This is a genomic window from Streptomyces sp. HNM0575 (assembly GCF_012726265.1).
In the GTDB taxonomy this organism is placed as follows: domain Bacteria; phylum Actinomycetota; class Actinomycetes; order Streptomycetales; family Streptomycetaceae; genus Streptomyces.
Map to the genome: position 1 here is coordinate 155483 of NZ_JAASAG010000009.1, position 25915 is coordinate 181397.

General features: G+C 71.1%; 23 protein-coding genes and 1 pseudogene. 17 read left to right on the forward strand and 7 right to left on the reverse strand.

The annotated features are described in order from the left end of the window. Window positions 1-134: 134 nt before the first annotated feature. The gene (locus tag HCC61_RS21615; RefSeq protein WP_206322820.1) at window positions 135-791 is read right to left on the reverse strand and encodes a TetR family transcriptional regulator; all 657 of its coding nucleotides are present in this window, start codon (window positions 789-791) and stop codon (window positions 135-137) included. Window positions 792-905: 114 nt separating this feature from the next. Here HCC61_RS21615 and HCC61_RS21620 point away from each other — a divergent pair, with 114 nt between their 5' ends. Then, a complete protein-coding gene (locus HCC61_RS21620; RefSeq protein WP_169137792.1) occupies window positions 906-1889 on the forward strand; it encodes a zinc-binding dehydrogenase in 984 nt (327 codons plus the stop codon). 230 nt (window positions 1890-2119) lie between these two features. On the opposite strand, the gene HCC61_RS21625 is transcribed toward HCC61_RS21620, so the two are convergent. Beyond that, window positions 2120-3352: a sigma-70 family RNA polymerase sigma factor gene (locus HCC61_RS21625; protein WP_169137794.1), complete on the reverse strand. Its 1233-nt coding sequence runs from the start codon at window positions 3350-3352 to the stop codon at window positions 2120-2122. 13 nt (window positions 3353-3365) lie between these two features. Beyond that, window positions 3366-3767 carry a YciI family protein gene (locus HCC61_RS21630; RefSeq protein ID WP_169137796.1) on the reverse strand — a complete coding sequence of 134 codons (402 nt, stop codon included), beginning with the start codon at window positions 3765-3767 and terminating at the stop codon, window positions 3366-3368. Window positions 3768-4147: 380 nt separating this feature from the next. Between HCC61_RS21630 and HCC61_RS21635 the strand changes: the two genes are divergently transcribed. Continuing rightward, window positions 4148-5833, forward strand: a complete 1686-nt coding sequence (locus tag HCC61_RS21635) for a GAF domain-containing sensor histidine kinase (protein WP_169138123.1) — start codon at window positions 4148-4150, stop codon at window positions 5831-5833. A gap of 145 nt (window positions 5834-5978) precedes the next feature. On the opposite strand, the gene HCC61_RS21640 is transcribed toward HCC61_RS21635, so the two are convergent. Next, window positions 5979-6521 carry a pyridoxamine 5'-phosphate oxidase family protein gene (locus tag HCC61_RS21640; protein ID WP_346777315.1) on the reverse strand — a complete coding sequence of 181 codons (543 nt, stop codon included), beginning with the start codon at window positions 6519-6521 and terminating at the stop codon, window positions 5979-5981. A 234-nt stretch (window positions 6522-6755) separates the two neighbouring features. Between HCC61_RS21640 and HCC61_RS21645 the strand changes: the two genes are divergently transcribed. Beyond that, complete coding sequence (locus HCC61_RS21645) at window positions 6756-7481, forward strand: response regulator transcription factor (protein ID WP_169137798.1); 726 nt, start codon at window positions 6756-6758, stop codon at window positions 7479-7481. Between the two features lie 142 nt (window positions 7482-7623). On the opposite strand, the gene HCC61_RS21650 is transcribed toward HCC61_RS21645, so the two are convergent. Beyond that, window positions 7624-8490: a universal stress protein gene (locus HCC61_RS21650; protein ID WP_169137800.1), complete on the reverse strand. Its 867-nt coding sequence runs from the start codon at window positions 8488-8490 to the stop codon at window positions 7624-7626. 307 nt (window positions 8491-8797) lie between these two features. Between HCC61_RS21650 and HCC61_RS21655 the strand changes: the two genes are divergently transcribed. From HCC61_RS21655 to HCC61_RS30860, 9 genes and pseudogenes are all read left to right on the forward strand, one after another. Then, the gene (locus tag HCC61_RS21655; protein ID WP_169137802.1) at window positions 8798-9409 is read left to right on the forward strand and encodes a DoxX family membrane protein; all 612 of its coding nucleotides are present in this window, start codon (window positions 8798-8800) and stop codon (window positions 9407-9409) included. Window positions 9410-9709: 300 nt separating this feature from the next. Next, window positions 9710-10174: a cyclic nucleotide-binding domain-containing protein gene (locus HCC61_RS21660; RefSeq protein WP_169137804.1), complete on the forward strand. Its 465-nt coding sequence runs from the start codon at window positions 9710-9712 to the stop codon at window positions 10172-10174. 188 nt (window positions 10175-10362) lie between these two features. Next, on the forward strand, window positions 10363-10836 hold the full coding sequence (locus HCC61_RS21665) for a zinc-binding dehydrogenase (RefSeq protein WP_169137806.1): 474 nt from the start codon (window positions 10363-10365) through the stop codon (window positions 10834-10836). A gap of 287 nt (window positions 10837-11123) precedes the next feature. Beyond that, on the forward strand, window positions 11124-11834 hold the full coding sequence (locus HCC61_RS21670; protein WP_169137808.1) for an AraC family transcriptional regulator: 711 nt from the start codon (window positions 11124-11126) through the stop codon (window positions 11832-11834). A 293-nt stretch (window positions 11835-12127) separates the two neighbouring features. Further along, on the forward strand, window positions 12128-13192 hold the full coding sequence (locus HCC61_RS21675; protein ID WP_169137810.1) for an iron-siderophore ABC transporter substrate-binding protein: 1065 nt from the start codon (window positions 12128-12130) through the stop codon (window positions 13190-13192). Further along, window positions 13189-14235 (forward strand): iron ABC transporter permease, encoded by a 1047-nt coding sequence (locus HCC61_RS21680; protein ID WP_169137812.1) that lies wholly within the window; start codon window positions 13189-13191, stop codon window positions 14233-14235. Before HCC61_RS21675 ends, HCC61_RS21680 begins: the two co-directional genes overlap by 4 nt. 68 nt (window positions 14236-14303) lie before the next feature. After that, window positions 14304-15314: an iron chelate uptake ABC transporter family permease subunit gene (locus HCC61_RS21685; RefSeq protein ID WP_346777333.1), complete on the forward strand. Its 1011-nt coding sequence runs from the start codon at window positions 14304-14306 to the stop codon at window positions 15312-15314. Next, window positions 15311-16231: an ABC transporter ATP-binding protein gene (locus tag HCC61_RS21690; RefSeq protein ID WP_169137816.1), complete on the forward strand. Its 921-nt coding sequence runs from the start codon at window positions 15311-15313 to the stop codon at window positions 16229-16231. Before HCC61_RS21685 ends, HCC61_RS21690 begins: the two co-directional genes overlap by 4 nt. Before the next feature lie 162 nt (window positions 16232-16393). Continuing rightward, a pseudogene (locus tag HCC61_RS30860) lies at window positions 16394-16657 on the forward strand (hypothetical protein); the annotation flags it as partial. Here HCC61_RS30860 and HCC61_RS21700 read toward each other — a convergent pair. Continuing rightward, window positions 16652-17515, reverse strand: coding sequence for an SAM-dependent methyltransferase (locus HCC61_RS21700; RefSeq protein WP_169137818.1), 864 nt, complete (start codon window positions 17513-17515; stop codon window positions 16652-16654). The pseudogene HCC61_RS30860 and the gene HCC61_RS21700 sit on opposite strands and share 6 nt — an antisense overlap. A 172-nt stretch (window positions 17516-17687) precedes the next feature. On the opposite strand from HCC61_RS21700, the gene HCC61_RS31545 reads away from it, so the two are divergent. Both HCC61_RS31545 and HCC61_RS21705 read left to right on the forward strand, forming a co-directional pair. Further along, window positions 17688-17840, forward strand: coding sequence for an AsnC family protein (locus HCC61_RS31545; RefSeq protein ID WP_346777316.1), 153 nt, complete (start codon window positions 17688-17690; stop codon window positions 17838-17840). Between the two features lie 5 nt (window positions 17841-17845). Next, the gene (locus tag HCC61_RS21705; protein ID WP_346777317.1) at window positions 17846-18727 is read left to right on the forward strand and encodes an Lrp/AsnC family transcriptional regulator; all 882 of its coding nucleotides are present in this window, start codon (window positions 17846-17848) and stop codon (window positions 18725-18727) included. Window positions 18728-18894: 167 nt separating this feature from the next. Here HCC61_RS21705 and HCC61_RS21710 read toward each other — a convergent pair whose 3' ends face one another. Next, window positions 18895-19611 carry a GntR family transcriptional regulator gene (locus tag HCC61_RS21710; protein ID WP_346777318.1) on the reverse strand — a complete coding sequence of 239 codons (717 nt, stop codon included), beginning with the start codon at window positions 19609-19611 and terminating at the stop codon, window positions 18895-18897. Window positions 19612-19808: 197 nt separating this feature from the next. Between HCC61_RS21710 and HCC61_RS21715 the strand changes: the two genes are divergently transcribed. The 3 genes from HCC61_RS21715 to HCC61_RS21725 all read left to right on the forward strand — a co-directional run bounded on the left by HCC61_RS21715 (window position 19809) and on the right by HCC61_RS21725 (window position 25759). After that, a complete protein-coding gene (locus tag HCC61_RS21715) occupies window positions 19809-23177 on the forward strand; it encodes a molybdopterin-dependent oxidoreductase (RefSeq protein WP_169137820.1) in 3369 nt (1122 codons plus the stop codon). A gap of 163 nt (window positions 23178-23340) precedes the next feature. Further along, window positions 23341-24279, forward strand: coding sequence for an ornithine cyclodeaminase family protein (locus HCC61_RS21720; RefSeq protein WP_169137822.1), 939 nt, complete (start codon window positions 23341-23343; stop codon window positions 24277-24279). Window positions 24280-24298: 19 nt separating this feature from the next. Beyond that, the gene (locus HCC61_RS21725) at window positions 24299-25759 is read left to right on the forward strand and encodes a TIGR00366 family protein (RefSeq protein WP_169137824.1); all 1461 of its coding nucleotides are present in this window, start codon (window positions 24299-24301) and stop codon (window positions 25757-25759) included. Window positions 25760-25915: the final 156 nt, after the last annotated feature.

Here is a 25915-nt window from a genome sequence, read left to right on the forward strand (position 1 = left end):
GGTCTGTGAGTGGCCGCTAGATCATGCCGACTCAGCAACGTGCTGCGCTGGGGAACGGAGTGTTGCCCCTGGAGCTGTTGCGGGCGGCACCCAGCGGCTTCAGAAACCCGGCCCCGAGTTCGTGAGGGCGACGGTCACTGTTCGGCCAGAATCTGACCGAGTCCGATCGCCGTGGCCTGGAGGATCAGCGTGAGCCTCGGCTCGAAGTCGAGGGCATCGTGCGCCCAAGTCGGCTCCTGCCGGTAGAGAGCGGCGAGGGTCGGCCCGGGGTGCGCCGCCTGCCAGAGGCCGCCAGCCGCCGTGACGGTCGTCGCCATCAGGACGCGGATCTGGACCGCGCTCATCGTGCTGGCGCGCTTCAGTGCGCTCACGATCTCATCGTGGGCGGCCGTCGCCGTGCCCTTGTACCGCCGGGCGCGATCCAGGTCGACCTCGTTCTCAAGGCGCATCGCGACGTGGGACAGCAGGTCACAGAACACGGACAGCGACGCGATGGTCTCGGCCAGGATGATCGCGACCTCCGCAGCGTCGATCCCCAACCGCTCCGCCGTCGCTTTCTGCACGACATCCCGCCATTGACCCCAGCCGCGCTCGGCCAGCTCCAGGAGGAGCTCTTCCTTGCTCGCGTAGTACCGCCGTGCCCCCGTGCGGTGTAGGCCGGCGCGCTCGGTTACCGCCGCGACCGTCACGAACCGGACGCCCCCGAGCTCGAGAGCGAGTGCCTCGGCGGCGGTCAGGAGATCTGCGGACCGCTGGGCCTTGTCCTCGGCGGATCGGGCTCTCTCGCGCATCGCTCCATGCTAACGCATCGCGCGGTGCGCTATCTCGGGCTTCCGTGGTAGGGTTCATAACGCATCATGAGGTGCGTTATAAATCCACGCGTTCCAGAGGAAGAAGAACCTCCCATGCGAGCTGTCCAGGCCCACGCCTTCGGCGATCCCACCGTCCTCTCGGTCGTCGACCTGCCCGATCCCTCCCCTGGTGCCGGCCAGGTCGCCATCGACGTCACCCACGCCGCGGTCGGCCTGATCGACCTCTTCTTCCGCCAGGGCGTCTACCGAGACCAGCCCGGGATGCCGCAGCCGCCGTACGTTCCGGGGCTCGAGGTCGTCGGCACGATCCGAGAGATCGGCGAGGGGGTGACCGGCTTCCGCGTCGGTGAGCAGGTGGTGGCGATGTCCCAGACCGGCACCGGCGGCTATGCCTCGGCGTACGTCGCGTCCGCGTGGCGGATCGTCTCGATCGAGGGCTCCGGCATCGCACCGGAACTCGCGGTGTCGATGATCCCCAACGCCGCGATGGCCTACGTGGCGCTCACCGAGGTCGCGCACCTCCGGCAGGGCGAGAGCGTGCTTGTCCACGGCGCCCTGGGCGGCCTCGCCAGTGCGTTCCCCGGTGTCGCGAAGCAGCTAGGCGCCTCGCGCGTGGTCGGCACGGTCCGCCCCGACAAGCTCGCCGCCGCGAAGAGCACGGCGCTGCCCTACGACCGGATCGTGGACTCGACCCGGCTCTCCGAGGAGCTCGGCGACGAGAAGTTCGACGTCGTCATCGACCCCGTCGGCGGGGAGGTCCGCATGCAGAGCCTCGCGCTGACGGGTCCCGGAGGGCGCCTGATCGCCGCGGGCAACGCCAGCGGCGACTGGGAGCACACCATCCCCGACAACCAGCTCTGGCTGGGCAGCGTCACGATCGCCGGGTTCAACGCTGGCGCCTACCTGCCGACGCACCCCGAGGTCGTGCGGCCTGCACTGGAGGCGGCACGCACCGCGATCGCCGCAGGCCTCGGCCAGACGGTCGTCGACGTGCTCTCGTTCGACGAGGCCGCCCGCGCGCATGAGCGCATGGAAAGCCGCGCGCTCGCTGGACGCCTCGTCCTCGCGGCCCAGTGACCACCACCGACGCACACCTGAAAGAGGAGATCATGACCCAGCACGTCGCACTCGTCACCGGTGGCTAACGCCTGACCCATCTCTCGGCCTCATGTTGGCGCCTGACAGCCTGTCAATTCGCCTGGCTCGTAGAGCTCTTGCCGTATTCGAGGTGCGGCTCGCCGATCTCGCGGGCCGCGTGCCAGAGGGACCTTTCGGTGATGTGCGTCAGCTCGGGCACGAGCGACACGTCAAGTGATGTCGCCGAGGCGGGCCGCACGGGCCCGGAGGTAGCGCTGTTCGGGGAGGCTCAGGGTCTTGGCGGCGGCTGACTCGTAGGCGGCTCGGGCGGCCTCGGGGTCGCCGGCGCGTTCCAGGAGGTGGGCGCGGACCGAGTCCAGACGATGACCGGTGGTCAACTCCGGTGCGAGCGCGTCCAGTTCGGCTAGACCGGCCTTCGGTCCGTGGACCATGGCGACGGCCACGGCACGGTTGAGGCGTTCGACAGGGCTGGGGACAAGGTGGACGAGGACGTCGTAGAGGCCGAGGATCTCGGGCCAGTCGGTGCTGTCGGGCGAGTCCGCCTCGTCGTGGACGGCGGCGATCGCGGCCCTCAACTGGTAGGGGCCGGGGCGGCGTTGGGACAGCGCCCAAGTCACCAGGGCCACGCCCTCTCCGATCGCCGCCTTGTCCCACAGCCCGCGGTCCTGCTCGTCGAGGGGGATCAGTTCGCCGCCCGCCCCGGTCCGCGCAGCGCGGCGGGCGTCGGTGAGGAGCATCAGGGCGAGCAGGCCGGCGATCTCACAGTCGCCGGGCAGCAGGCGGTGCACCGTACGGACCAGCCGAATGGCCTCGCCCGCGAGTTCGGCCCGCTGGAGGGAGGCTCCGGAGGTGGCCGTGTAGCCCTCGTTGAAGATCAGGTAGAGCGTGTGGAGGACGGCGGGCAGCCGTTCCTCCCAGTGATCGGGGCGGCCGAAACGCGTGCCCTTCACCCGTTGCTTGGCCCGGCTGATGCGCTGGGCCATCGTCGCCTCCGGCACCAGATGCGCACGGGCGATCTCGGCCGTCGTCAGACCGCCGACGGCCCGCAGCGTCAGCGCGATCTGGGCGGGCGGGGGCAGATCCGGGTGGCAGCAGAGGAAGAGCAGGGTCAGCGTGTCGTCCTCGGAGGGCGCACGATCGAGCCCGGGCGCCGGCGCGGTGAAGGCGTCACGCGGTGTGAGCGCCGCCGCCTTCTCCTCTCGCTGCCGTCGCGCCTGATCACTGCGCAGCGCGTCCGTGAGCCGCCGCGAGGCGACCCTGATCAGCCAGCCCCGCGGATTGTCCGGAAACCCCGACTCGGGCCACTGCCCGGCCGCTGCCAGCAGCGCCTCCTGTACGGCGTCCTCGGCGGCGTCGAAGTGCCCGTACCGGCGTACGAGTGCGCCGAGGACCTGCGGCGCGTGCAGGCGCAGCAGGACCTCGACCTCGCTCGTACGTCTCAAACGTCTCCCCTGCTCACACTTCGCCGAGCGGCCGGATGACGACGGGGTACGTGTTCGCGCCCTCGGGAACGGGGCACCGGGTGACCCGCGCGGCGATCTCCGTGACCCGCTCCAGGCTCTCGCACTCCAGGAGCCAGTAACCGGCGATCACTTCCTTGGTCTCGCCGTACGGCCCGTCGGTGATCACGGGCTTGCCGTCCGTGCCGGCGCTGACGAGGCGGGTCCTGGCAGGCTCGGCCAGCCCCTGGGCATCGATGAACTCGCCTGTCTCGGCGAGGTCGTTGTTGATCGCCCCCATGTGCTGGAACATCGTCTGCATATCCTTCTCGCTCCAGGTCGGGAGACCGGCGCCGGGCTTGCCCGCCTGGGCCTCGTAGTCCGCCTGCGTGCCCTGCACCATCACCAGGTACTTCATGAGTCCGCTCCTTCGGCTCGGGCCGCCCGTGGTGGGCGGCTCGCACAGGGAACGTCGGAGCCGGCCCGCGCTTCTCTACACACTCGCGGAAGTTTTCTTCAGCTCCCCGGAAGAGCGTCAGGAGTCCCGCTGTTTGACCCCGTCGCCCCCGGGCTCCGGTCCACCGAAGTCCGTGGCCGTTCCGGATGGTGTGCGAAAAGATCACTGGCAGAACGGCCCTGACCGCGGGACGAGGCGCCTCGTGGCGCCTCCCGACCACCACGGGCGTCGTCGGGACCAGGTCCGTCCTTCTGCGTGAGCGATATTCTCGCCCGTGGGGCAGGGCGGCTGGGAAAGGGGACCCGGTGAGCGTGCAGGATCCGTTTCCGCAGATGCCGAAGATGCGCCTGGACGAGCTGCTTGAGGAACTGCAGACACGCATCGACGCCGTCCGTGGCACCCGGGACCGCGTTCACAGCCTGCTGGAAGCCGTCGTCTCCGTGGGCCGGGAACTCGATCTCGCCCAGGTGCTGCGACGGATCGTCGAGGCAGCCGCCCTGCTCGTCGACGCGCAGTACGCGGCCCTCGGGGTGATCGGCCCGGACGGGCGGACCCTGGCGCAGTTCCTGACGGTCGGGCTCACCGACAAGCAGATCGAGAAGATCGGGCCTCTGCCGGCGGGGCACGGCCTGCTCGGCGAGTTGATCCGCAATCCGAAGCCGCTGCGTCTGGCCGACTTGAGCGAGCACCCGGCCTCGTACGGCTTCCCGGCCCACCATCCGCCGATGCATACCTTCCTGGGCGTGCCCGTCCGGGCGCGGGAAGAGGTGTTCGGAAATCTCTACCTGACCGACAAGCAGGGCGGGCAGGACTTCGACGCCGAAGACGAGAACGTCATATCCACCCTGTCGGTGGCGGCGGGCGTAGCGATCGACAACGCCCGGCTGTACGAGGGAGCCCAGCGTCACCGGCGGTGGCTCCAGGCCAACGCGGAGATCACCAACAGCCTGTTCTCCGGCAGTCCGCGGCTGGAAGTTCTGGAGCTGATCGCCCGGCGTGCACAGCAGATCACCGGGGCCGCCCTCGCGGATGTGTCCGTCCCCGTCCCCGGCACGGACGAACTCGTCGTCGAACTCGCCCTGGGCAGTGACGAGATGACCCGCCGGGGACTGGTCGTACCGACGGAGGGCACTCTCTCCGGTGCCGCCCACCGGTCCGGTACGCCTGCCAGATCGGCCCGTCTCGAGGGCGATCCCCGCTACCGCTCGGGGCCCGGTGAGTACCGAGCCCTGGGGCCGGCGGTCGCCGTCCCCCTGGGCGGGGCCGAACGGAGCCTGGGCGTGCTGCTGCTGGCGCGGTCACTGGGGGAACCGGTCTTCACCGACGGAGAGGTCGACCTGCTTCTCGCCTTCGCGGGGCAGGCGGCTCTCGCGCACGAACTCGCAGAACGCCGCAGCGACGCCGAGCAGTTGACGCTTCTGGAGGACCGCGACCGCATCGCCCGCGATCTGCACGATCTCGCCATTCAGCGGCTGTTCGCCACCGGGATGACCTTGCAGAGCGCCGCACGCCTGGTGGACCACGCCGGTGCCGCCGAGCGCGTCTCACGCGCGGTGGACGACCTGGACGAAACCATCAAGATCATTCGAAGCACCATCTTCGGGCTGCGGGTTCAGGAGGAACGTTCGGGTCCCAGCCTGCGGGCGCGTGCTTCCCGTGCGGTGGGAGAGGCCACCCCGGCGCTGGGATATCCGCCCCGCCTGAGCATGGAAGGCCTGCTGGACACGGACGTACCTCCGGCGGTGGCCGACCACGTCCTGGCGGCCCTGGGCGAGATGCTCAGCAATACGGCCCGGCACGCCCATGCCACTCGCGTGGAAATCGGCCTCCAGGCCACTGGGGAAGAGGTCGTCCTCACCGTCACGGACAACGGCCGCGGCATCCCCGCCGACGGCCGGCGCAGCGGGCTGAGGAACCTCGCGGACAGGGCCCACGGCCTGGGAGGGACGTTCACGATCGATACGGCGGTCGACGCCGGCAGCCGCCTGGTCTGGCGGGCTCCCCTGCACGCCGACGGCGACCGTTAGGACCGGCCCCCGGCAGCACCGGCGGAAGTCCCGTACTCGGGCGCACACAGGGCGCAGCCCGCGGCGCGAGGGCTGTTCCACCGGGTTCCGCGCCACGCTCGGGTACGCCGCACGGGGCCAGCTCCAGTCCGTAACTCCGCAACGGTCACTGGAGCGCGGTCGCGTCGACGAACTCGAATCCTGTGATCAGCTCCGGCCGGATCCGCAGCGTGCCTGTGACGGCCTGAGGTGCCCGGTGGCGCAGGAGTCTTCCGTAGCGCTCCAGCTCCGCCTTGTCCCCGATACGGCAGGCGTAGCCGGTGACGACGACGCTCCAGCCGACGTGCCGTTCGGCGTCGATGACATCGGCCTCGAAGGCCACGACGGCCGGCGGGCCCCCGGCCGGTGCCGCCACGGCCGCCAGCGCGTCTGCGTCGCTCAGCCGGACGATGACGTCCTCACCGTCGAGGACATGGATGACAGGGCGCACCGCCGGCAAGGCCCGCTGGGTGAAGAAGAGGCGTCCCAGCGCGACGGAAGCGAGCAGGCGCAACGCTTCTGCGCGGTCCAGCGGTTTCATGTGCCGGGGCGCCCCCGGCTCCCCGAGGCCGTCCAGCGTTCCCGAAGCGCTCTCGCTCATCATCCCCACCTTGATCCCGCCGGTCAGGACAGACACCTGTCCGGTCACGTCGACAGCGTCGCTTCCCATGGCGCTTGGACTCCAGGGCCGAACGGCCCGCCACGGCCACGCGCTGAGCCCAATTCGCATGCGAGCCTCCAGCGCCGGCCCTGCTCCTCCCTCGGCCGGAGCCACCCGCACCGGCACGGTGAGGTGCACGGGGACGGAAACCCGGCCCGCCCTGGCTTTCGGGCCCTGCTTACGGGGACGATGCATCGTGTCGGCAGCGGGATGCGCTCCACTCCGGAAGGCACGGGAAATCAGATGACGGACAGCGATGACGGCGTGGAAGCGGAAGCCCCTGTCAGTGTCTTCCTGCTCGACGACCACGAGGTGGTCCGCCGAGGCGTGCGCGATCTGCTGGACTCCGAACCCGATCTGACGATCGTCGGCGAGGCCGCGACAGCCGAACAGGCACTCGTCCGCATTCCCGCCCTGCGCCCGCGGGTCGCCGTCCTCGACGTGCGACTGCCGGACGGCGACGGCGTGCGCGTGTGCCGGGAGTTGCGCTCTCGCATGCCGGAGCTCGCGTGCCTGATGCTTACCTCCTTCGATGACGAAGAGGCCCTGCTCGACGCCATCATGGCCGGCGCATCGGGCTACGTCCTCAAGCAGATAACCGGTACCGACCTCGTCACTGCCGTACGCACCGTGGCGTCGGGGCAGTCGATGCTCGACCCCGGCGCCGCCACCCGCCTGATGGCCCGGCTCCGCGCCGACTCCGAGGAACCGGAGCAGACCGTGCCCGGCCTGACCGGACGCGAGCAGGAGATCCTGGCCCTGGTGGGCGAGGGGCTGACCAACCGTGAGATCGGCAAGCGGCTCTATCTGGCAGAGAAGACGGTGAAGAACAACATCTCGCGGCTGCTGGCCAAGCTCGGTGTGGAACGCCGCGTGCAAGCCGCCGTGATCGCCACCCAGACGCTCGCCGCACAGGACCAGCACAAGGCGACCGGGTCCTCCGGGCATGGGCGTACGCCCCGTCGCTGACATCGCGCACGGCACGTTGGCTCACAGCCGAGGGGAGACACTGCCGTCGTACTCTCTCTTCCCCCCCCGCCGCCACGTGGCGAAGGACGCGGAAGAGCCGGGCAGTTGGGCCCGGCTCTCCTGTACGCGGCATCGGCCCATGTCAGTCGTGCGGTACGACCGCCACCGGTGAGTGCGCGTGGTGGAGGCAGGCATGGGCGACAGACCCGATGCGCGCCCCGATCGGAGCACGGCGTGTGCGGCGGCCGACCACGAGGAGCTGCGCTCCCTCAGCGGCCTCGAGGAGCATGATTCCCGGACTGCCCATCTCGACCTGCGTGGTGACCGGCACGTCCGGGAAGCGCTCCCGCAACGGCTCCAGGGCCGCCTCCAGTGCCGCCTTCGCCTCCCGTTCCAGTCTGTCCACCTGGTCGGCGTACCACAGGGAGCCGTCCGCGCTGTAGGCGAAGACCGGCGGCAGACTCCACACCCGCACGGCGCGCACCGCCGCGCCCCGTGCGGCCGCGGTCTCGAAGGCGAACTGGAGCACCTCACGGCTGTCGTCCGCGTCTCCCTGCTGGCCCACGACGACCTCCCGGCGTGCGGGCCCGTCCCCGCGGGCTCGCACCGCGACGACGGGCCGGGTGCACTCACCGATCACACGCTGTCCGCACGAGCCGAGCAGGAAACCCGCGAGGGCACCGTGTCCACGGGATCCCACGACGAGCATCTCGGCCCGGTCGGCGGCCTTCAGCAACGCAGCGACTGCGAGCTCCCATACCGGCTCGGCCGACAACTCGACTGTCGGATAACGCTCGTTGAGGTCCTTCTCCGCGAGGTTCAGCAGGTCCTTGCCCGCCTGCTCCTGTACGTCCGAGGGCTGGACGACGGGCACATCGACGGGCTGCCACAACCGGGCGTGCACGAGATGAACGGGCAGCTCGCGACGGAGCGCTTCCTCCGCGGCCCATGCCGCTGCGGCCATGCTCTCCTCGGAGCCGTCCACCCCGACAACTATCGCGCGATTCATAACGACGCCTTCCCGACTCTGACGGTGTGCCAGGCACACCCCGGTGTTCCTTCGTGACTCAGCATCCGGTCGGGAACCAGCGGGGCGGAGGGGCCGTTGGGCCCGGCGCCGGCCGCCGTCCGGCCTTCGCGGACGGGCCTGTTGGACCCGCCGGCCAGGCGGCCGGTCCAACGGGCCCGCGAGCGCGGGACGTTCGGCCCACCAGGTGAGGGCCTCACGCCACCAGAGCCAGCGCCGCGGATCACGCGACATTGAATTCGCACACCACAGACCGCAGTCGATGCCGCCTCTGGAAGGGACACCCGTCATGGCCGTTCATCAGGCACCCAGCTCACGAATCTTCCGCTGGTGGCACAATCACCAGGCCCACAGCACTCAGGACATCGCGGAGTCCGCCGCCTTCACCACCGTCGAGAAGAGCTTCGCCGTCGTGCGGCTGATCGTCGGCGGCGTATTCCTCTGGGCGTTCTTCGACAAGCTCTTCGGGTGGGGGTACGCCACTCCCCACGGCAAGGGCTGGATCGACGGCGGTTCGCCGACCAGGGGCTTCCTGACAGGCGTCGCCGCCGGACCGCTGGAGTCCACGTTCCATTCGTGGGCCGGAGCCGCCTGGGCCGACTGGCTGTTCATGCTCGGCCTCCTCGGCATCGGCACCGCCCTGGTGGCCGGAATCGCCCTGCGGCTCACGGCAGCGGCCGGGACCGTGATGATGGCACTGATGTGGGCCGCCGAATGGCCGCCTGCGCAGCACCTGTCGGACGGCTCGCCCAGCATGTCGACCAACCCCGTCCTGGACTACCACCTCGTCTACGCCGTGGTCCTGATCGCGCTCGCAGTCGCCTCTGCCGGCCGCGCCTGGGGACTGGGCAGGACGTGGGAGCGGCTTCCGTTCGTCAGCCGCAACCGCTGGCTCATCTGAACGGACAGGCCTCCCCGCCCGGGCCGGGACACCTCCAGCGTCCCGGCCCGGGCCGTATCCGCGCTGATCCCGTAAGGGCGGACTGGCGCCCGGTCAGCCGACCGTCGAAGTGGCCGACGGATACGTGATGTTGCGCGGACGAATCCCCAGTCCCCAGTCGGCTCGCGCCCGTTGAACTGCTGCGCCGACGTGTGGACGGCGTCAACAGGAACGCACCCATCTGACCAGCCGCCCCGAACACATGAGACAGCGCAGCGCAGCGCTGCGCTGAGCCGCCGACCGGCAAAGAGGAGAAGACTCATGACGACAGCAGCAAGCCCGCGGCTGATCGCTGCCCTGCCGCCCGAGGGACGTGACCGGATGATGCAGTTCGCGCACGAGGTGCAATACCGCAAAGGGGCGCGCATCTTCGAGGAAGGGCGCACTGCTGACCGCTTCTGGATCATCCGGACCGGCTCGGTCACCCTCGACCTGCATGTTCCCGGACGCCAGGCCGCCCGAGTGGAGACTCTCGGCCCCAACGACCTGCTCGGCTGGTCGTGGCTGTTCCCGCCCCACACCTGGCACTTGGGTGCCTCCGCGCTCTCACCTGTCAGGGCGCTGGAGTTCGACGCGAATGCCACACGACGACTGTGCGAAGAAGAGCCCGTCTTCGGGCAGGCCCTCACCCGATGCACAGCGGAGATCATCGCCCGTCGCCTGCACGCAGCCCGCACACGGCTCCTGGACCTCTTTGGGCCGCAGGGCAGCGGACCCCGGCCGTGAGACGTGCTCGACCCCTCGCCCTACGAAAACGCATACAGGGACTCCGGCCGAACTTGACGTACTACCGGGTGTGAAGCGCGGATACCGACGCTGATCTTCGCGATCGAGGGGTCGATGGCCATCGAGGACGCGGGGCCGACGGCTCACCTCTTCCGACCGTGCCTCCCGCGGGTTGCGGTGCCCGGAAGATGCGAACGCTCTACCCCACGCTGTCCTTGATCGCGACGTGCGACGACGGCTGGCGGGAGCGGGTCCGCCACGAAGCCGGCGAGCAGGGCGTTCGGATCGTCCTCGACTGCGTCGGCGGCGCCATGACCCGGGACCTCGCCGAGCTGCTCGCCGAAGGCGGCACCCTCATCTCCTACGGGCAACTGGGCTCCGGCACCACCCCGCTGGAGGGGCTGCCACTCATCCAAAGGTCGCTGACCGTGCAGGGCGTGACCGTGTCGCAGTGGATGAGCCGCACACCGGAGGAGCGGGCCCAGGACGTCGCCTTCGCCCAGGACCTGGCACGGAACACGCCGGACCTGCTCGAAGTCGCGGCCAGCTACGACCTCGCCGACTTCGAGGCGGCCATCGAACACGCCCGCCGCCCGGCCAGGACCGGGACCGTTCTGCTCACCACACCGCCGGCGGCCAACTCCGGGCAGGGGGTTGCCTGATGAAGACCGGATACCGGTACGTCCCGTGGCGCCGGCGTCCGGCCGCAGACACCCGCTTCACGCCCATAACACCCGGAAAAGCGGCGACATAGGATCGGGGGCGTGCCCCGCATATCCACCGCCGGCGTCGGCGGCACCCGAGCCGGTCCGCCGCGCGCCGGCACGGACGTGTCCCCGATCGCCACCGGCCCTCCTCCGAACTGCCCGTATACGTACGGAAGTCGCTCACGGTGCGGGTGACACGCTCGCTTCCAATAGCCGAGCCGGGGTCCGAGGACGCAACGGGCATGGCGTGCTACGCCGAGGTACTCGCGCACGACACCACCTGGGAGGAGCACTCCCACCCCTTCCACGAACTGCTGTGGAACGGGCGCGGCGCGTCCTCCGCCGTCGTCGGCACCCGCGTCTGGACGATCACTCCCGCCGTGGGGCTGTGGATGCCCGCGGGCACCCTGCACGCGGCGTCTGCGTTCGCCGGGACCTGGCTGCGGGCGTGCTTCATCGGGTCCGGCTCCTCGACATCCATGTCCGGCGTCCCGGCGGCGGTCGAGATGACGCCGCTGCTGCAACTGCTGCTGGAACGGCTTTGCGAAGCGGACCTCCCGGCCCGCTCGCGGCAGACGACGGAGGCGATGCTGCTCGACGTGCTCACCCCCTCGCCGCGCGAACTCATCGTGCACGCCCCGACGTCGGCGCTGCTGACCCCGATCGCCGACGCGGTGCGCGAGGACCCCGCCGACCCGCGCACCCTCGGCGACTGGGCGGCCGAACTGGGTGTGAGCGCCCGTACGGTCTCCCGCGCGTTCATCGCGGAGACGGGCACCAGCTTCGCGCGCTGGGTCACAACGGTGCGCGCACAGCACGCGGTCGGCCTGTTGACACGCGGCTGGAACGTCGAGGCCGTCGCGCAGAAGGTCGGGTACACGTCGGCCAACGCCTTCGGCGTCGCCTTCCGCCGTACGACCGGCTTCACGCCGGGCACCTTCCGCGGTCAGTGAGCGAACCGGGGGCCGCGCGGGACGTCGGCGGGAGCGCACCGGCGGGCCCCAACCGCGTGCCACAGCCGGGGAGTTGCCCCTTCCCGTTCCCCCTTCCCCGGCCCCGACTCATCGGGCCGTCTCTGTCCGGATCGCAACATCGGGTGTCGCATCAGCTCGATTGCGACACGCGACGAATCTCCATAAGGTACTAAGGCAAGCCTTACCTCATCTGCTTGCGCCAGTGCAGTGCACCGCTCCACGACGGCATCCCGGGTTCCAGAGTGCGCGGACCGGCACCCTGGCCCCGGACAGTGGAGTACGAGTTGAGACGTTCACACCGCCTTCGGCTGCTCGCCGTGACGGCAGCCGTGCTGGGCGCCCTGACCGCATGCGGCGGGCAGGCCTCTTCCGGCGACGACGCCGACGGCGCGAACAGCAAGGGCAGTTCGGCCGCGTTCCCGATGACGGTCAAGCACGCACTGGGCAAGACCGCCATCGAGAAGAAGCCACAGCGCATCGCCACGGTGAACTGGGCCAACCACGAAGTGCCCCTGGCCCTCGGCGTCGTACCGGTCGGCATGGCGAAGGCCGACTTCGGCGACGACGACGGCGACGGCGTGCTGCCGTGGGTCGAGAAGCGGCTGAAGAAACTGCACGCCAAGACGCCCACGCTCTTCGACGAGACCGACGGCATCGACTTCGAGGCCGTCGCGGACACCAAGCCCGATGTGATCCTCGCCGGTTACTCGGGACTGACCCGCGAGGACTACGACACCCTCAGCGACATCGCACCCGTGGTGGCCTACCCGGACGCTCCGTGGGCGACGCCCTGGCGGGAGATCATCCGCGTCAACAGCAAGCCGCTCGGTCTGCGGGCCGAGGGCGGGAAGCTGATCGGCCGCCTGGAGAAGGAGATCGCCGCGACGGCGCGCAAGTATCCCCAACTCAAGGGCAAGACGGCGATGTTCATGACGCACGTCGACCCCAAGGACGTCAGCAAGGTCGGCTTCTACACCACGCACGACACCCGTACCCAGTTCTTCGAGGACCTGGGTCTGAAGATCCCCGGCAGCATCGAGAAGGCGTCCCGCAGCACGGAGAAGTTCGCGCTGACCCGGAGCGCAGAGCAGATCGACACCTTCGACGACGTGGACATCGTCACCGGCTACGGCGACGACAAGGGCAAGCTGCAGAAGACCCTGAGCAAGGACCCGCTGCTGTCGAAGATGCCCGCCATCGACCACGGCGCGATCTCCCTGCTGCCCGGCAGCACCTCGCCCCTGGCGACCGCCGCCAACCCGACGCCGCTGTCCATCTCCTACGTGCTCGACGACTACGCCGCCGCGCTCGCGAAGGCGGCGGACAAGGCACCGTGACGGCACCCGTACGACAGTCCCCGCCGTCCGCCGCGGCCACGGTCCGGCGGACGGCGGGAACACGCACCCTGTGGTTCGCCGCCGCGCTGCTCGCGCTGGCCCTCGCGGCGGCGGCCTCCCTCGCGTTCGGCTCGCGCACGGTCGCCTGGTCCGACGTGTGGACGGCGCTCGGCGGTGCGCAGCACACCCTCGAACAGGCCGCCGCAGCCAAGCGCATACCGCGGACGCTGCTCGCGGCCGTCGTCGGGGCGGCGCTCGGGCTGGCCGGCGGCGTCATGCAGGGCGTGACCCGCAACCCGCTGGCCGACCCCGGCATCCTCGGCGTCAACACCGGTGCCTCGCTGGCCGTCGTCACGGCGGTCGCCTTCTTCGGCCTCACCTCGCCAACCGGTTACATCTGGGTGGCGATGGCGGGCGCCGCGCTCGCGGCCGGATTCGTCTACGCCGTCGGGTCGTCGGGCCGCGGCGGCGCCACCCCGCTGAAGCTCGCCCTGGCCGGTGCCGCCTCGTCGGCGGCGTTCGTCTCCCTGGTGAGCGCCGTCATCCTGCCGCGCAACGACATCGCCGGAAGCTTCCGGTTGTGGCAGATCGGCGGCGTCAGCGGCGCATCGGCCGAACGCATCCTCCAGGTCCTGCCCTTCCTCGCCGTCGGCTTCGCCCTGTGTCTGCTCTCGGCCCGTACGCTCAACTCCCTCGCGCTGGGCGACGAGTTGGCCGCCGGGCTCGGCGAGCGGGTGGGACGCGGCCGGGCCGTCGCCGCGCTCGGCGCGGTCGTGCTGTGCGGCGCCTCGACCGCCGTCGCCGGACCGATCGGCTTCGTCGGCCTCGTCGTACCGCACGCCTGCCGGCTGCTGGTCGGCGTGGACCACCGGCGGCTGCTGCCGCTCGCGGCACTGCTCGGCGCCGTGCTGCTCACCGTCGCCGACGTCGTCGGACGCGTCGTGGCACGCCCGGCCGAGATCGATGTGGGCATCGTGACGGCGCTGATCGGCGGCCCCCTCTTCATCCGTATCGTCCGCCGCCAGAAGGTGCGTGCCCTGTGAGCGGCGTCCGCACGAGCGCCGTCCGTGCCGGGACCGTCGCGCCTGCTTCTCCCGCGACGCTGGAGCGCGTGCGCCGTGGCCGCGCCCGCCGGTCCGGTCGCCGCCGCAGCGTGGTGCTGGCCCTGCTGGTCCTCCTCGCCGCGGTGTTCGCGGCGACCCTGATGGTGGGACGGACGTTCTACCCCGTCGACGACGTGATCCGCGTGACCCTGGGCGAGCAGGTGCCCGGCGCGTCCTTCACGGTCGGGCGGCTGCGGCTGCCCCGGGCGGTCCTCGCCGTGGTGGCGGGCTTCAGCTTCGGTCTGGCCGGTGTCACCTTCCAGACGATGCTGCGCAATCCGCTCGCCAGCCCCGACGTCATCGGCATCAGCTCCGGCGCGAGCGCCGCCGCCGCTCTCGCCATCGTGACGCTCTCCCTCGGCGGCGCGGAGGTATCCGCTTTCGCGATCGCGGCCGGACTGGCCGTGGCGCTATTGGTGTACGTCCTGGCGTTCCGGGACGGCGTGGCCGGCACCCGGCTCATCCTGATCGGCATCGGCATCTCCGCCATGCTCGACAGCGTCATTTCCTACGTGCTCTCCCAGGCAGCCGAGTGGGACCGCCAGGAGGCGATGCGCTGGCTCACCGGCAGCCTGAACGGGGCGAGTTGGGACGCGATCGCGCCCGCGGCCGTGGCGCTGGCCGTCCTCTCCCCCGTCCTGCTGCGGCAGTCGCGCGGCCTGCGAGCGATGCAGCTCGGCGACGACACCGCCGCGGCGCTCGGTGTCCGTGTCGAGCGCACCCGCGTCATCGTGGTGGTCGCCGCCGTCGGGCTGATCGCCTTCGCGACGGCGGCAGCCGGGCCGGTCGCGTTCGTGGCCTTTCTCTCCGGCCCGATCGCGGCCCGCCTCGCAGGTCCGGGTGGATCACTGCTGGTGCCCGCGGGACTCGTCGGCGCCCTGCTGGTCCTCGTCGCCGACCTCGCGGGGCAGTTCGCCTTCGGCACCCGATATCCGGTCGGTGTCATCACCGGCGTCCTCGGCGCCCCCTACCTCGTCCACCTCATCGTCCGCACCAACCGGGCGGGAGGCTCACTGTGACCACCACCCACTCCCTGACGGCCGAAGGCCTCCGCCTCGGCTACGGCGACCACACCGTCATCGAGGGCCTCGATCTCGCCGTGCCGCCCGGGCGGATCACCGCCATCGTCGGCGCCAACGCCAGCGGGAAGTCCACGCTGTTGCGTTCGATGTCCCGTCTCCTGGCGCCCCAAGGGGGCCGCGTCGTACTGGACGGCAAGGCGGTGCACCGGCTGCCCGCCAAGCAACTCGCCCGCACGCTCGGGCTGTTGCCGCAGTCACCCCTCGCACCGGAAGGAATCACCGTCGCCGATCTCGTCGGCCGCGGACGCCACCCGCACCAGGGCGCGTTCTCCCGCTGGACCGCACGCGACGATGCAGCCGTGGCCTCCGCGCTGGACGCCACACAGACGGCGCTGCTCGCCGACCGCGCCGTGGACGAACTCTCCGGCGGACAGCGCCAGCGGGTGTGGATCGCCATGGCGCTCGCCCAGCAGACCGACGTGCTCCTGCTCGACGAGCCCACCACCTTCCTCGACGCCAGCCACCAAGTCGACGTCCTCGACCTGCTCACCGACCTCAACCGCATCCGCGGCACCACCATCGTCATGGTCCTGCACGACCTCAACCTCGCCGCCCGCTACGCCGACCACCTCGTCGCCCTCGCGGACGGCAGGCTCCGCGGCGCCGGAACCCCCGCCGAGGTGCTGACGGAGGACTGCGTTCGCACGGTCTTCGGCCTGGAGAGCCGCGTCATACAGGACCCGGTCTCCGGCAGCCCCCTGATCCTGCCGATCGGCCGCCACCACGTCCGCGGTCAAGAGGCCGGGGCGGACGGCTCCATTGACATGGAGACTGCCCAAGTCCCCTACGGACAGGGCCATGTACACACGCTGGAGTCCGTGGCCGCCGCAGAGCCCCGCACCGACGACGAATGACCGCGTGTCCGGTTCGTTCAGCGGCGTCAGCGGGGGACGTGGCGCCACAGGCCAGCGCGGTTCAGCGACTGGGGCGTCCACTTGACCCTGCGCTGCCTGTCCGCATGCCTTGGGAATCGCCGCCGGGAACACCGAACGCATCGGCGGCGGCTGTGGTTGCGGCGGGTGGCACGGCCGCTGGTGGACCTGGCGGCCGCCACGCGCCGTCAAGTGCTGCTCACCAACCCCGCGTCCGCCGTCTTCGGCTTCGGCTTCGGCTCCGGCTCCGGCTCCGGCTCCGCGACGTTCGCGATGTCGCTCGTACTGCCGCAGGTGCTCCGGCTCCCGGAGGCCACCGGTTACGGACTCGGCGCTTCCATGGTGACCGTCGCCCTGGTCATGGGGCCCTCGGGGCTGGTCATGATGGCGATGGCACCCTTTTCAGCGGCGGGCCCGCACGAAGAAGCCCTGACCGACGCCGGGGGTGTCGCGGGGCACGTCGGGATAGGGCCAGCGGCCCATCCTGGTGCCGACGGTGCTGATCAGCGCGGTGTCCGGCTGCCAGCCCCGAGGTGTGAGCAGGTCCTCTGGCCGGTCCGTGCCGTAGCGCCAGGGCGCGCCGTGCTCGGCGAACCGTTCGATCAGCGGCCGCATGACGGGGCTGTCGAGCAGGGACTGCCCGACGAAGTCGATGAAGAGGACGCTGCCGCCTGCGGACAGTGAGGTGACACGGTCGAGCAGCCCGCCGACGTCCGACGCGGTCAGATACTGGGTCAGCCCCTCGGCGAGCCAGCACGTGGGCCTGCTCGCGTCGAAGCCCGCCTCGGTGAGCGGCTCCGACCAGTCGGAGGCGAGGTCCACGCCGAGGGGGCGGCGCCGGCAGCGCGGCTCCGGAGCGCTTCCGGACGGCTGGGAGAGCAGTTGGTCCTTCACGCGCAGCACTTCGTCCCGGTCCAGCTCGAACACCTGGGTTCCGGCGGGGAAATCCAGCCGGTAGGCGCGGGTGTCCATGCCTGCGGCGAGGATCACGATCTGGCGTGGGCCGCTGCGGGCGGCTTGGGTGAGTTCGTCGTCGAAGAACCGGGTCCGCACGGCGATCGTCGAGTTCTCGCCGAAGACCTCCAGCAGCCTGCGGCCCTCCTCCCCGGCCAGGCGGTCGGCGAAAGGGTCGAGGAACAGCCGGTCGGAGCTTGCGGATTCACGGGCACGCAGGGCGGCGGTGAGCCGGCCGGTCAGTGCAACCGGATCAAGGGGCTGCGCTTCCGTTGCCGGGGCGGGGGCGGGCACTTCGGGGCGGTCTTTCATCGGCTGCTTCCTCGGTTGTCGTATCCGGACGCCTGTCCCGTCCGGGCATGTCCCTTCACGTCGTGCCCGGCGAACTGCCCGCGCACATGCCCGCAGTGTTCCGTCCGATGGCGCGAACGTCGGCTAACGCGGATTTCTCGGGCGGATTCCGAAGCGTTGTTACGGTCTTCTGGTGGATACGCTCACACTGGACGATCTCGACAGACAGCTTGTGCATTCCCTTGCAGTCGACGGCCGTGCGCCGTTCAGCCGCATCGCGTCCGTGCTGCGGTGCTCGGACCGCACGGTCGCCCACCGGTACCGGAGGCTGCGCGCCGCCGGTTGAGGGTGGTGGGCCTGGCCGACGGCAGGCGGTCGGGACAGGTCGACTGGCTGGTGCGGCTGCGATGCTCTCCGGACGCGGCGCCGGCGATTGCGTCAGCCCTCTCCCGCCGCGACGACACCTCGTGGGTCGCCGTGGCCTCGGGCGGGACCGAGATCACGTGCCTGGCCCGTGCCCGCGAAACCGGCGGAAGCCTGCTGCTGGAGAAGATCTCGCGCACGCCGCGGATCCACACCGTCACCGCGCAGTGCCTGCTGCGAGGCGTTGCCGGAACCGCCGGCTGGCGAGGCCGTACCTCGGCGCTGACACCGGCCGAGGCCGAGCGGATCCGTGCGCCGAGGGCCCCGTCCGGCGCGCCTCTCCCGTCCGGTGCGGCGCCGCCGGCCGCTTCCCCGGGTCCGGTGGAACTGGGCCGGGCCGACTGGTCGTTGCTGCGCGCGCTCGCCGCCGACGGCCGCACCGGATACGTCGAACTGGCCTCGGCGACCGGTTGGTCGCAGTCCACCGTTCGTCGGCGGCTGTCCCAACTGCACCGCGACGGGGTGCTCTACTTCGACGTCGACATCGACCCCGCGCTGCTGGGCTACACCTGCCAGGCGACGCTGTGGCTGACCGTGGCGCCCGCCCAACTGACACCCGTCACGCGAGCACTCGCGGGACACGAGGAGATCGCTTACGCGGCGGCCACGAGCGGAACCACCAACGTGGCCGCGTTCGCTGTATGCCGCGACCTCGACGCGCTCTACGACTACCTGGCCGACGGCATCGGTTCACTGCGCGGAGTGCTCCAGGTGGAAAGCTCACCCGTCATCCGGCAGGTCAAGCGGGCCGGCGCCGCTCTCGCGCCCCTCCGCACCGGCTCCCCGGAGCGTACGGGGGCTTCTGCGTGAACCACGCACAAGGGGGCCCGACCTGCTCCGTTCCGGGTGGGCAGGCGCCGCACGGCCCCGTCACTAGCCGTACGGGCATGGCAGCGTGAACTGGTGCGCTACAGATATCGCGTTCCGGGAACCATGCAGGTTCTCTGCGAAGACGGTCAGGGCCGGAATGGCTGCCGTCACGCGGTGTGTTCCCCTTCGTGAGAGGCGTCAGCAGGAGGCCGGTCCCGTCGGAGATGCCGCCCGGGCCCCGGCGTCCTGGCCGCCCACTCGCCGCGGACATGGCCCAGGTGCCGGGTCATGATGTCTTCGACCGCCGCGACATCCCGGGCGAGCAGAGCGTCGAGAATCTCGAAGTGCTCGGGAGCGGTCTGCTGGAGCGTGCCCTGCTCGGCGAGGGCGCTGACCCCGTACAGCCGTGTCTGGTCGCGGAGTTGGGCGACGGTCTCCACGAGCCGTGTGTTGCCGCCCAGTTCCAGCAGGCCGAGGTGGAAGCGGCGGTCGGCCTCCAGGAAGACGGGGATGTCGCCGGAGTGCGCGGCGTCGGCGATCTCGGTGGCGACGGGGCGCAGCGCCTCGATGTCCCGGTCGCTCGCCCGCTCGGCCAGCGCGGCGACACCGGGGATCTCCAGCATGCTGCGCATCTCGCCGATCTCGTCGAGGTCGTGCTCGCTGATCGGGACGATACGGAAGCCGCGGTTGCGTACGGGCTCCAGGATTCCCTGGTTGACCAGGGTCAGCATGGCCTCGCGTACGGGGCTGTTGGACACTCCCAGCCGGGTGGCGAGGGCGGACGCCGAGTAGATCTCGTTCGGGCCGATCTCCCCCGAGACGATGGCCTGCCGCACGATCACCAGGGCCTGCTCCCGCAGGCTCACCCGCTCCAGTCGTTGCACCGGCGTCTCCCTCCCGCTTCGTCCCAGCACTCTTGACACCGCGATTCAGCGGTTTGCACACTACCTGCCAATGCTAAGCGGTAATCGCTTACCGCCTACCCTCCCCGTCCGATGCCGCGTCCCCACCGCGCACCGGCGGCCCGGCCGCCGTGACGGCCCCGACTCCGGTCCGCTCTCAGCCCGTTAAGGATCCGCCCGTGTCAGCTCAGAGGAAGCGCGGATACTGCACGCTGTGCCGGTCCCGCTGCGGCGCGGTCTACACCGTCGAGGACGGACGGATCACCGGGGTGGCGCCGGACCCCGGTCACCCCACGGGCACCGCCCTGTGCCCCAAGGGCCGCGCGGCCCCCGAGATCGCGCACAGCACCCGCAGGCTGACCGCCCCGCTGCGACGTACCAACCCCAGGGACGCCGAGGACCCCGGCTGGGAGGAGATCTCCTGGGACGAGGCGATGTCCGAGATCGCCGAGCGGCTCTCCGCGATCCGGGACGAGGACGGGGCCGAGGCGATCGGCTTCGCGGTCACCTCCCCCAGCGGGACGCCGATGTCGGACTCGATCGACTGGGTCGAGCGCTTCATCCGCCTCGTCGGCGCCTCCAACACCTGCTACTCCACCGAGATCTGCAACTGGCACAAGGACTTCGCGCACGCCTTCACCTTCGGCAGCGGACAGCCCACCGCCGACTACGCCGGGACCGACCTCGCCGTGCTGTGGGGCCACAACCCCGCCAAGACCTGGCTCGCGCAGGCCGTCGCCGTACGCGAGGGCCGCGACCGCGGGGCCCGGCTCGCCGTGGTCGACCCGCGGCGCTCGACCAGCGCCCGGGACGCCGACCACTGGTTGCGCGTACGCCCCGGCGCCGACGCCGCGCTGGCCCTGGGCGTCGCCCGGCATCTGCTGCACTCCGGCGGCTACGACGAGGCGTTCGTACGGTCCTGGACCAACGGCCCCCTGCTGATCCGCGACGACACCGGGGAGCCCCTGACCGCATCCGAACTCGACCCCGGGGCGCCCGAGGGCTTCACCGTCTGGGATACGGCCACGGACCGGCCGCGCCGCTACGACAGCCGGCTGCCCGCCGAGCGGCCCGAAGAACTCGCGCTGCGCGGGGAGTTCACCGTCACCCCGTACGGCGGGCGGCCGGTGACCGTACGCCCCGCCTTCGAGCTGTACGTGGGGGCCTGCGAGCCGTGGACCCCGGAGCGCACGGCCCGGTACACCTGGATACCCGAGGAGGAACTCCGCGCCTTCGCCGAGGAGTTCGCCGCGGCCCGCAGCGTCGCCTACCACTCCTGGACGGGCGTCGGACAGCACGGCAACGCCACCCAGACCGAGCGGGCGATAGCCACCCTGTACGCGCTGAAGGGCTGTTACGACGCCCCGGGCGGAAACGTCGTCCTGCCCAAGGTGTCCGTACGCGCCGTCACTTCGCTCGACCAGATGGCACCGGAGCAGCGGGCCAAGACTCTGGGGCTGGCACAGCGTCCGCTGGGTCCCCCCGCCACCGGCTGGGTCACCGGGCACGACCTGTACACCGCGATGCTGGACCATGTCCCCTACCGCGTACGGGCGTTGATGTCGTTCGGCGCCAACCTGCTGGTCTCACAGCCCGATCCGGAACGCGGCCGGGACGCGCTGCGGGCGCTGGACTTCTTCGTCCACTGCGATCTGTTCCTCAACCCCACGGCACGGCACGCGGACATCGTGCTGCCCGTCGGCAGCCCCTGGGAGCGCGAGGCCCTCAAGACGGGCTTCGAGATCGACCGCCGCGCCCAGGAACTGGTCCAGCTGCGGCAGCGGATGGTCGATCCGGTGGGCGCCTCCCGCTCCGACACGGAGATCGTCTTCGATCTGGCCTGCCGGATGGGCATGGGGGACGACTTCTTCGACGGCGACATCGAGGCCGCCTGGAACCACGTACTGGAGCCCACGGGCCTGACCACGCGGGAGCTGCGCCTGGCGCCCGGCGGCGTCCGCGTGCCGCTGCGCACGGTGTACCGGAAGTACGCCGAGCGGGACGAGCACGGCCATGTCACCGGGTTCGCCACTCCCAGCCGCCGGGTGGAGCTGTACTCGGCGCGGCTGGCGCGGGCCGGACAGTCCGGCGTACCGGACGCGGGCGAGCCCGCCGGCGACTCGCTACCGCTGCTGCTGACCAGCGCCAAGAACGGCTACTACTGCCACAGTCAGCACCGCGCCCTCCCCTCGCTGCGGCGCCGCCACCCGGAGCCCACCGTCGAGGTGGCGCCCGGGCTCGCCCGCGGCCGCGGCTTCGCCGCGGGCGACCTGGTACGGGTGACGACGGACCGCGGCTCCTTCCAGATGCGCGCCGTGCTGTCCGAGGACCTCGATCCCCGGGTGGTCGTGGCCGAGTACGGCTGGTGGGAGGAGTCGCCCGAACTCGGCCTGCCCGGCGCCGATCCCGTCACGGGCGGGACCAACTTCAACGCCGCCGTCTCCGGCCGCCCCGCCGACCCGGTGAGCGGATCGCTCCAGATGCGGGGCGTCGCGTGCGACGTCGCGGCGGACGAGCCGGCCCCGCCGTCCCGACTCCCGGGCGGCGCCCGCCCGTTCACCGTCCTGGAGATGACCCCGCGCGGACGGGATGTGACGGAGCTGCGGCTGCGTCCGGCCGACGGCGGGCCCGTGGCCCCGCACCGGCCCGGCCAGTACGTCGAGTTGACGCTCGCCGGCGTACGGGACGAGGGCGAGGTGGTCCGGCCCTACTCGCTGACGGGCGCGGCGAACGGTGAGCGTTCCGTCGCGGTGCGGCTGCTGCCCGGCGGTACCGCCTCCACCCGTGTGCACACCGCGCTGCGGGAGGGCGACACCGTCACGCTCGGGCCGCCGTCCGGCGCCTTCACCCTCCCCGTCGACCCGCCCTTCCCCGTCGTCGTGCTGGCGGCGGGGGTCGGAATCACCCCGTTCCTCAGCCAGTTGGAGACGATCGCCCGCCACCACCCCGAGGGCGAGCGGATCACCGTGCACAAGGGCGACCGCGACGGCGCGGACTGCTGCTTCCGCTCCCGTACGGAACGTCTCGCCGGGGAGATCCCCCGGCTGCGTCTCGTACGCCACTTCAGCCGGCCCGGACCCGGGGACCGCCCCGGGCGGGACTACGAGTACGCGGGACGGGTCTCCGCCGAAACCGTCGACCAGCGGGACGTCGAGGAGCGGGCCCGCTTCTACCTCTGCGGACCGGACTCCATGATCCGCGAGGTGACGGAGGGTCTGGTGGCCCGCGGCGTGCCCCGCTTCGAGATCTTCGCCGAACGCTTCGCCCCACCGCCCCTGGCCCTGCCCGAGGGGGACGCCCGGCACTCGGTCACCTTCCGCGCCTCCGGCACCACCCTCCTCTGGCGCCCGCAGGACGGTCCCCTGCTGGACCTGGCCCAGCGCAACGGCCTCCGCCTGCCCAGCGGTTGCCGGGTCGGGCAGTGCGAGAGCTGCGCGGTGCGGGTGGTCTCGGGGTCCGTCGCCCATCTCACCGAACCGCCCGACGTGCAGGACGCCTGCCTCACCTGCCAGGCCGTACCAACCGGCGACGTCGTACTCGACGCCTGACGACGGCCCGCACCGGGACCGGCGTCCCGCGCCGCCGCCCCGATCCAGATCCGATCCCGAACCGAACCGATCCCGAACCGTCCCGCCCCCAACCGCCTTGATTCCGACCCGCCTTGACCCCGAACCGATCCGTACCGGTCCGACCCCGAGGAGAAGCCCACCCGTGCAGTACTTCGACGCCACCCAGACCGCGGACCGGCTGGACTACCCGGTCCTCATCCCGGCCCTGCGCTCCGGCATGGCCGCCGAGGCCTCCGTACCGCCCAGGCAGCACTACTCCCTGGACCCCGGCGGAGAGGCCACGCTGCTGGTGATGCCCGCGTGGAACCGCGAGTTCCTCGGCGTGAAGCTGGTCGACGTCTTCCCGGGCAACGCCCGGCACGGCCTGCCCGCCCTCTCGTCGGTCTACGTACTGGCCGACGGCACGACGGGGCAGCATCTCGCACTCGTCGACGGGGGCGAGTTGACCCGGCGGCGTACGGTCGCGACCGCGGCCCTCGGCACGTCCCTGCTCGCCCCCGAGGACGCCCGCGTCCATCTGATCGTCGGCACCGGGCACATCGGCGGCGCCGTGTACGACGCGTACCGCGCGGTGCGGCCCGGCATCGCGACCACCCTCGTCGCCGACCCGCACAACCCGGCGGGCGCCGAGGCGCTCGCCGAGCGCCTCACCCGGCGCGGCGCCGACGCCGCCGCCGTCGAGGACCTGCCGTCCGCCGTCGGCCGTGCGGACATCGTCACCACGGCGACGCTCGCCCGGGAGCCGGTGCTGCGCGACGAGTGGATCAGGCCGGGCACCCATCTGGATCTGATCGGCAGCTTCCGCCCGGAGATGCACGAGGTAGAGCCCTCGCTGCTGGGCCGCGCCATGGTCTTCGTCGACAACGACGTCGCCCGTACCGAGGCCGGCGAGATCGCCACCGCACTCGCCCGACGGGTGCTGACCGAGGGGGACATCGCCGCCACCCTGCCCGAACTCTGCGCACGTCCGGCTCCCCGCCCCCGTACGGACGGGGAGATCACCGTCTTCAAGACCGTCGGCACCGGACTGACCGACCTCATCGCGGCCGTGACCGTCTTCGCGGGCCGCGACCCCGCCTAGGAGCACTCAGGAGTCACCGATGCACGCGAACAAGGACCTGTCCGTCCCCCAACGGGACCTCGCCGGACCGGAGGAGACCGGGGCGCTCTCCCGCCTCGCCGTCCGGATGTCGACCTTCTCCGAGAAGTGGTTCCCCGAGGCGTTCATCTTCGCGCTCATAGCCCTGATCGTGGTGACGGCCGGGGCGCTGGCCATCGGCGCCTCCCCGGCGTCGGTGACACGGGAGTTCGGCGCCGGCTTCTGGGACCTGATCCCCTTCGCCATGCAGATGGCCTTCGTCGCCATCGGCGGGTACGTGGTGGCCACCGCCCCGGTGGCGCACCGGCTGATCGCCCGCATCGCCGCGATGCCCTCCACCGGGCCGCGTGCGGTCGCGCTGATCGCCGCCGTGAGCACCGTCAGCTCCCTGTTCAACTGGGGCTTCAGCCTGATCTTCTCGGGGCTGCTGGCACGTCAGGCTGCCCGCAGGGACGAGCTGAACCTGGACTACCGGGCGGCCGGGGCCGCCGCCTTCATGGGGCTGGGCAGCGTCTGGGCGCTGGGCATCAGCTCCTCGGCGGCCCAGCTCCAGGCCAACCCGGACAGCATCCCCAAGAGCCTGATGCCCATCACCGGTGTCATCCCGTTCCGCGACACCATCTTCCTCTGGCAGTCGCTGCTGATCGCCGCCGTGCTGACCGTGGTGGTGGTCACCGTCGCGTACTTTTCCGCGCCGCGCGGCCGGCAGGTCCGCAGCGCCCGTGACCTCGGCGTCGACCTGGACGCCGAGGAGGAGGAGAAGCTGCCGCCGCGCTCGCGTCCCGGCGAATGGCTGGAGTACAGCCCGCTGTTGACGGTGCTCGTGGTGGCGCTGGGCATCGGCTGGGCGGTGCAGGAGTTCGCGTCGTCGGATCCGCTGGTGGCCATCTCCGGCCTGAACACCTACAACCTCGTCTTCCTGCTGCTCGGGATGGTGCTGCACTGGCGTCCGCGCAGCTTCCTCACCTCGGTGGCCAAGGCGGTGCCCGCGACGAGCGGTGTGCTGATCCAGTTCCCGATCTACGCCGCGATCGCGGCCGTGCTGACCCGTCCGACGAACGCCGCGGGGCACTCGGTCGCCGACTACCTCACGCAGGCGTTCACATCGCTGTCCTCGGCGGCGCCCTTCGCGCTCGTCGTCGCGGTCTACTCGGCCGTGCTCGGCTTCTTCGTCCCCTCCGGCGGCGGGAAGTGGCTGATCGAGGCGCCGTACGTGATGGACGCGGCGAACGACGTGCACGCCAACCTCGGCTGGACGGTGCAGGTCTACAACGTCGCCGAGTCGCTGCCCAACCTCATCAACCCGTTCTGGATGCTGCCGCTGCTCGGCATCCTCAAGCTGCGGGCACGCCACCTGGTGGGCTTCACCTTCCTCCAGCTGCTATTCCTGGCGCCGATCGCGCTGGCGCTGCTCACCGTCTTCTCCTACACCCTCGGATACAGCCCGCCCGCCCATCCATGAACAGGAGTCGGGCGCCCGGGAAAACCGCCGGACGCCCGGGGCCCGTGACAGCGTCGTGCTCTTCCGGCAACGCCCCAGCCAGGGCCGGGGAATACCAGTGCAGTTGCACGAACCCGTCCATGCCGCTGCGACGTTCTACAAGGCACTGCTCTCGGT

Bases quoted from the DNA above. Each gene is read 5' to 3' on its own strand.
- HCC61_RS21615 (WP_206322820.1), bottom strand. From the start codon at position 791: ATGCGCGAGAGAGCCCGATCCGCCGAGGACAAGGCCCAGCGGTCCGCA.
- HCC61_RS21620 (WP_169137792.1), top strand. From the start codon at position 906: ATGCGAGCTGTCCAGGCCCACGCCTTCGGCGATCCCACCGTCCTCTCG.
- HCC61_RS21630 (WP_169137796.1), bottom strand. From the start codon at position 3,767: ATGAAGTACCTGGTGATGGTGCAGGGCACGCAGGCGGACTACGAGGCC.
- HCC61_RS21635 (WP_169138123.1), top strand. From the start codon at position 4,148: ATGCGCCTGGACGAGCTGCTTGAGGAACTGCAGACACGCATCGACGCC.
- HCC61_RS21640 (WP_346777315.1), bottom strand. From the start codon at position 6,521: ATGGGAAGCGACGCTGTCGACGTGACCGGACAGGTGTCTGTCCTGACC.
- HCC61_RS21645 (WP_169137798.1), top strand. From the start codon at position 6,756: ATGACGGACAGCGATGACGGCGTGGAAGCGGAAGCCCCTGTCAGTGTC.
- HCC61_RS21650 (WP_169137800.1), bottom strand. From the start codon at position 8,490: ATGAATCGCGCGATAGTTGTCGGGGTGGACGGCTCCGAGGAGAGCATG.
- HCC61_RS21655 (WP_169137802.1), top strand. From the start codon at position 8,798: ATGGCCGTTCATCAGGCACCCAGCTCACGAATCTTCCGCTGGTGGCAC.
- HCC61_RS21660 (WP_169137804.1), top strand. From the start codon at position 9,710: ATGACGACAGCAGCAAGCCCGCGGCTGATCGCTGCCCTGCCGCCCGAG.
- HCC61_RS21665 (WP_169137806.1), top strand. From the start codon at position 10,363: ATGCGAACGCTCTACCCCACGCTGTCCTTGATCGCGACGTGCGACGAC.
- HCC61_RS21670 (WP_169137808.1), top strand. From the start codon at position 11,124: ATGGCGTGCTACGCCGAGGTACTCGCGCACGACACCACCTGGGAGGAG.
- HCC61_RS21700 (WP_169137818.1), bottom strand. From the start codon at position 17,515: ATGAAAGACCGCCCCGAAGTGCCCGCCCCCGCCCCGGCAACGGAAGCG.
- HCC61_RS21725 (WP_169137824.1), top strand. From the start codon at position 24,299: ATGCACGCGAACAAGGACCTGTCCGTCCCCCAACGGGACCTCGCCGGA.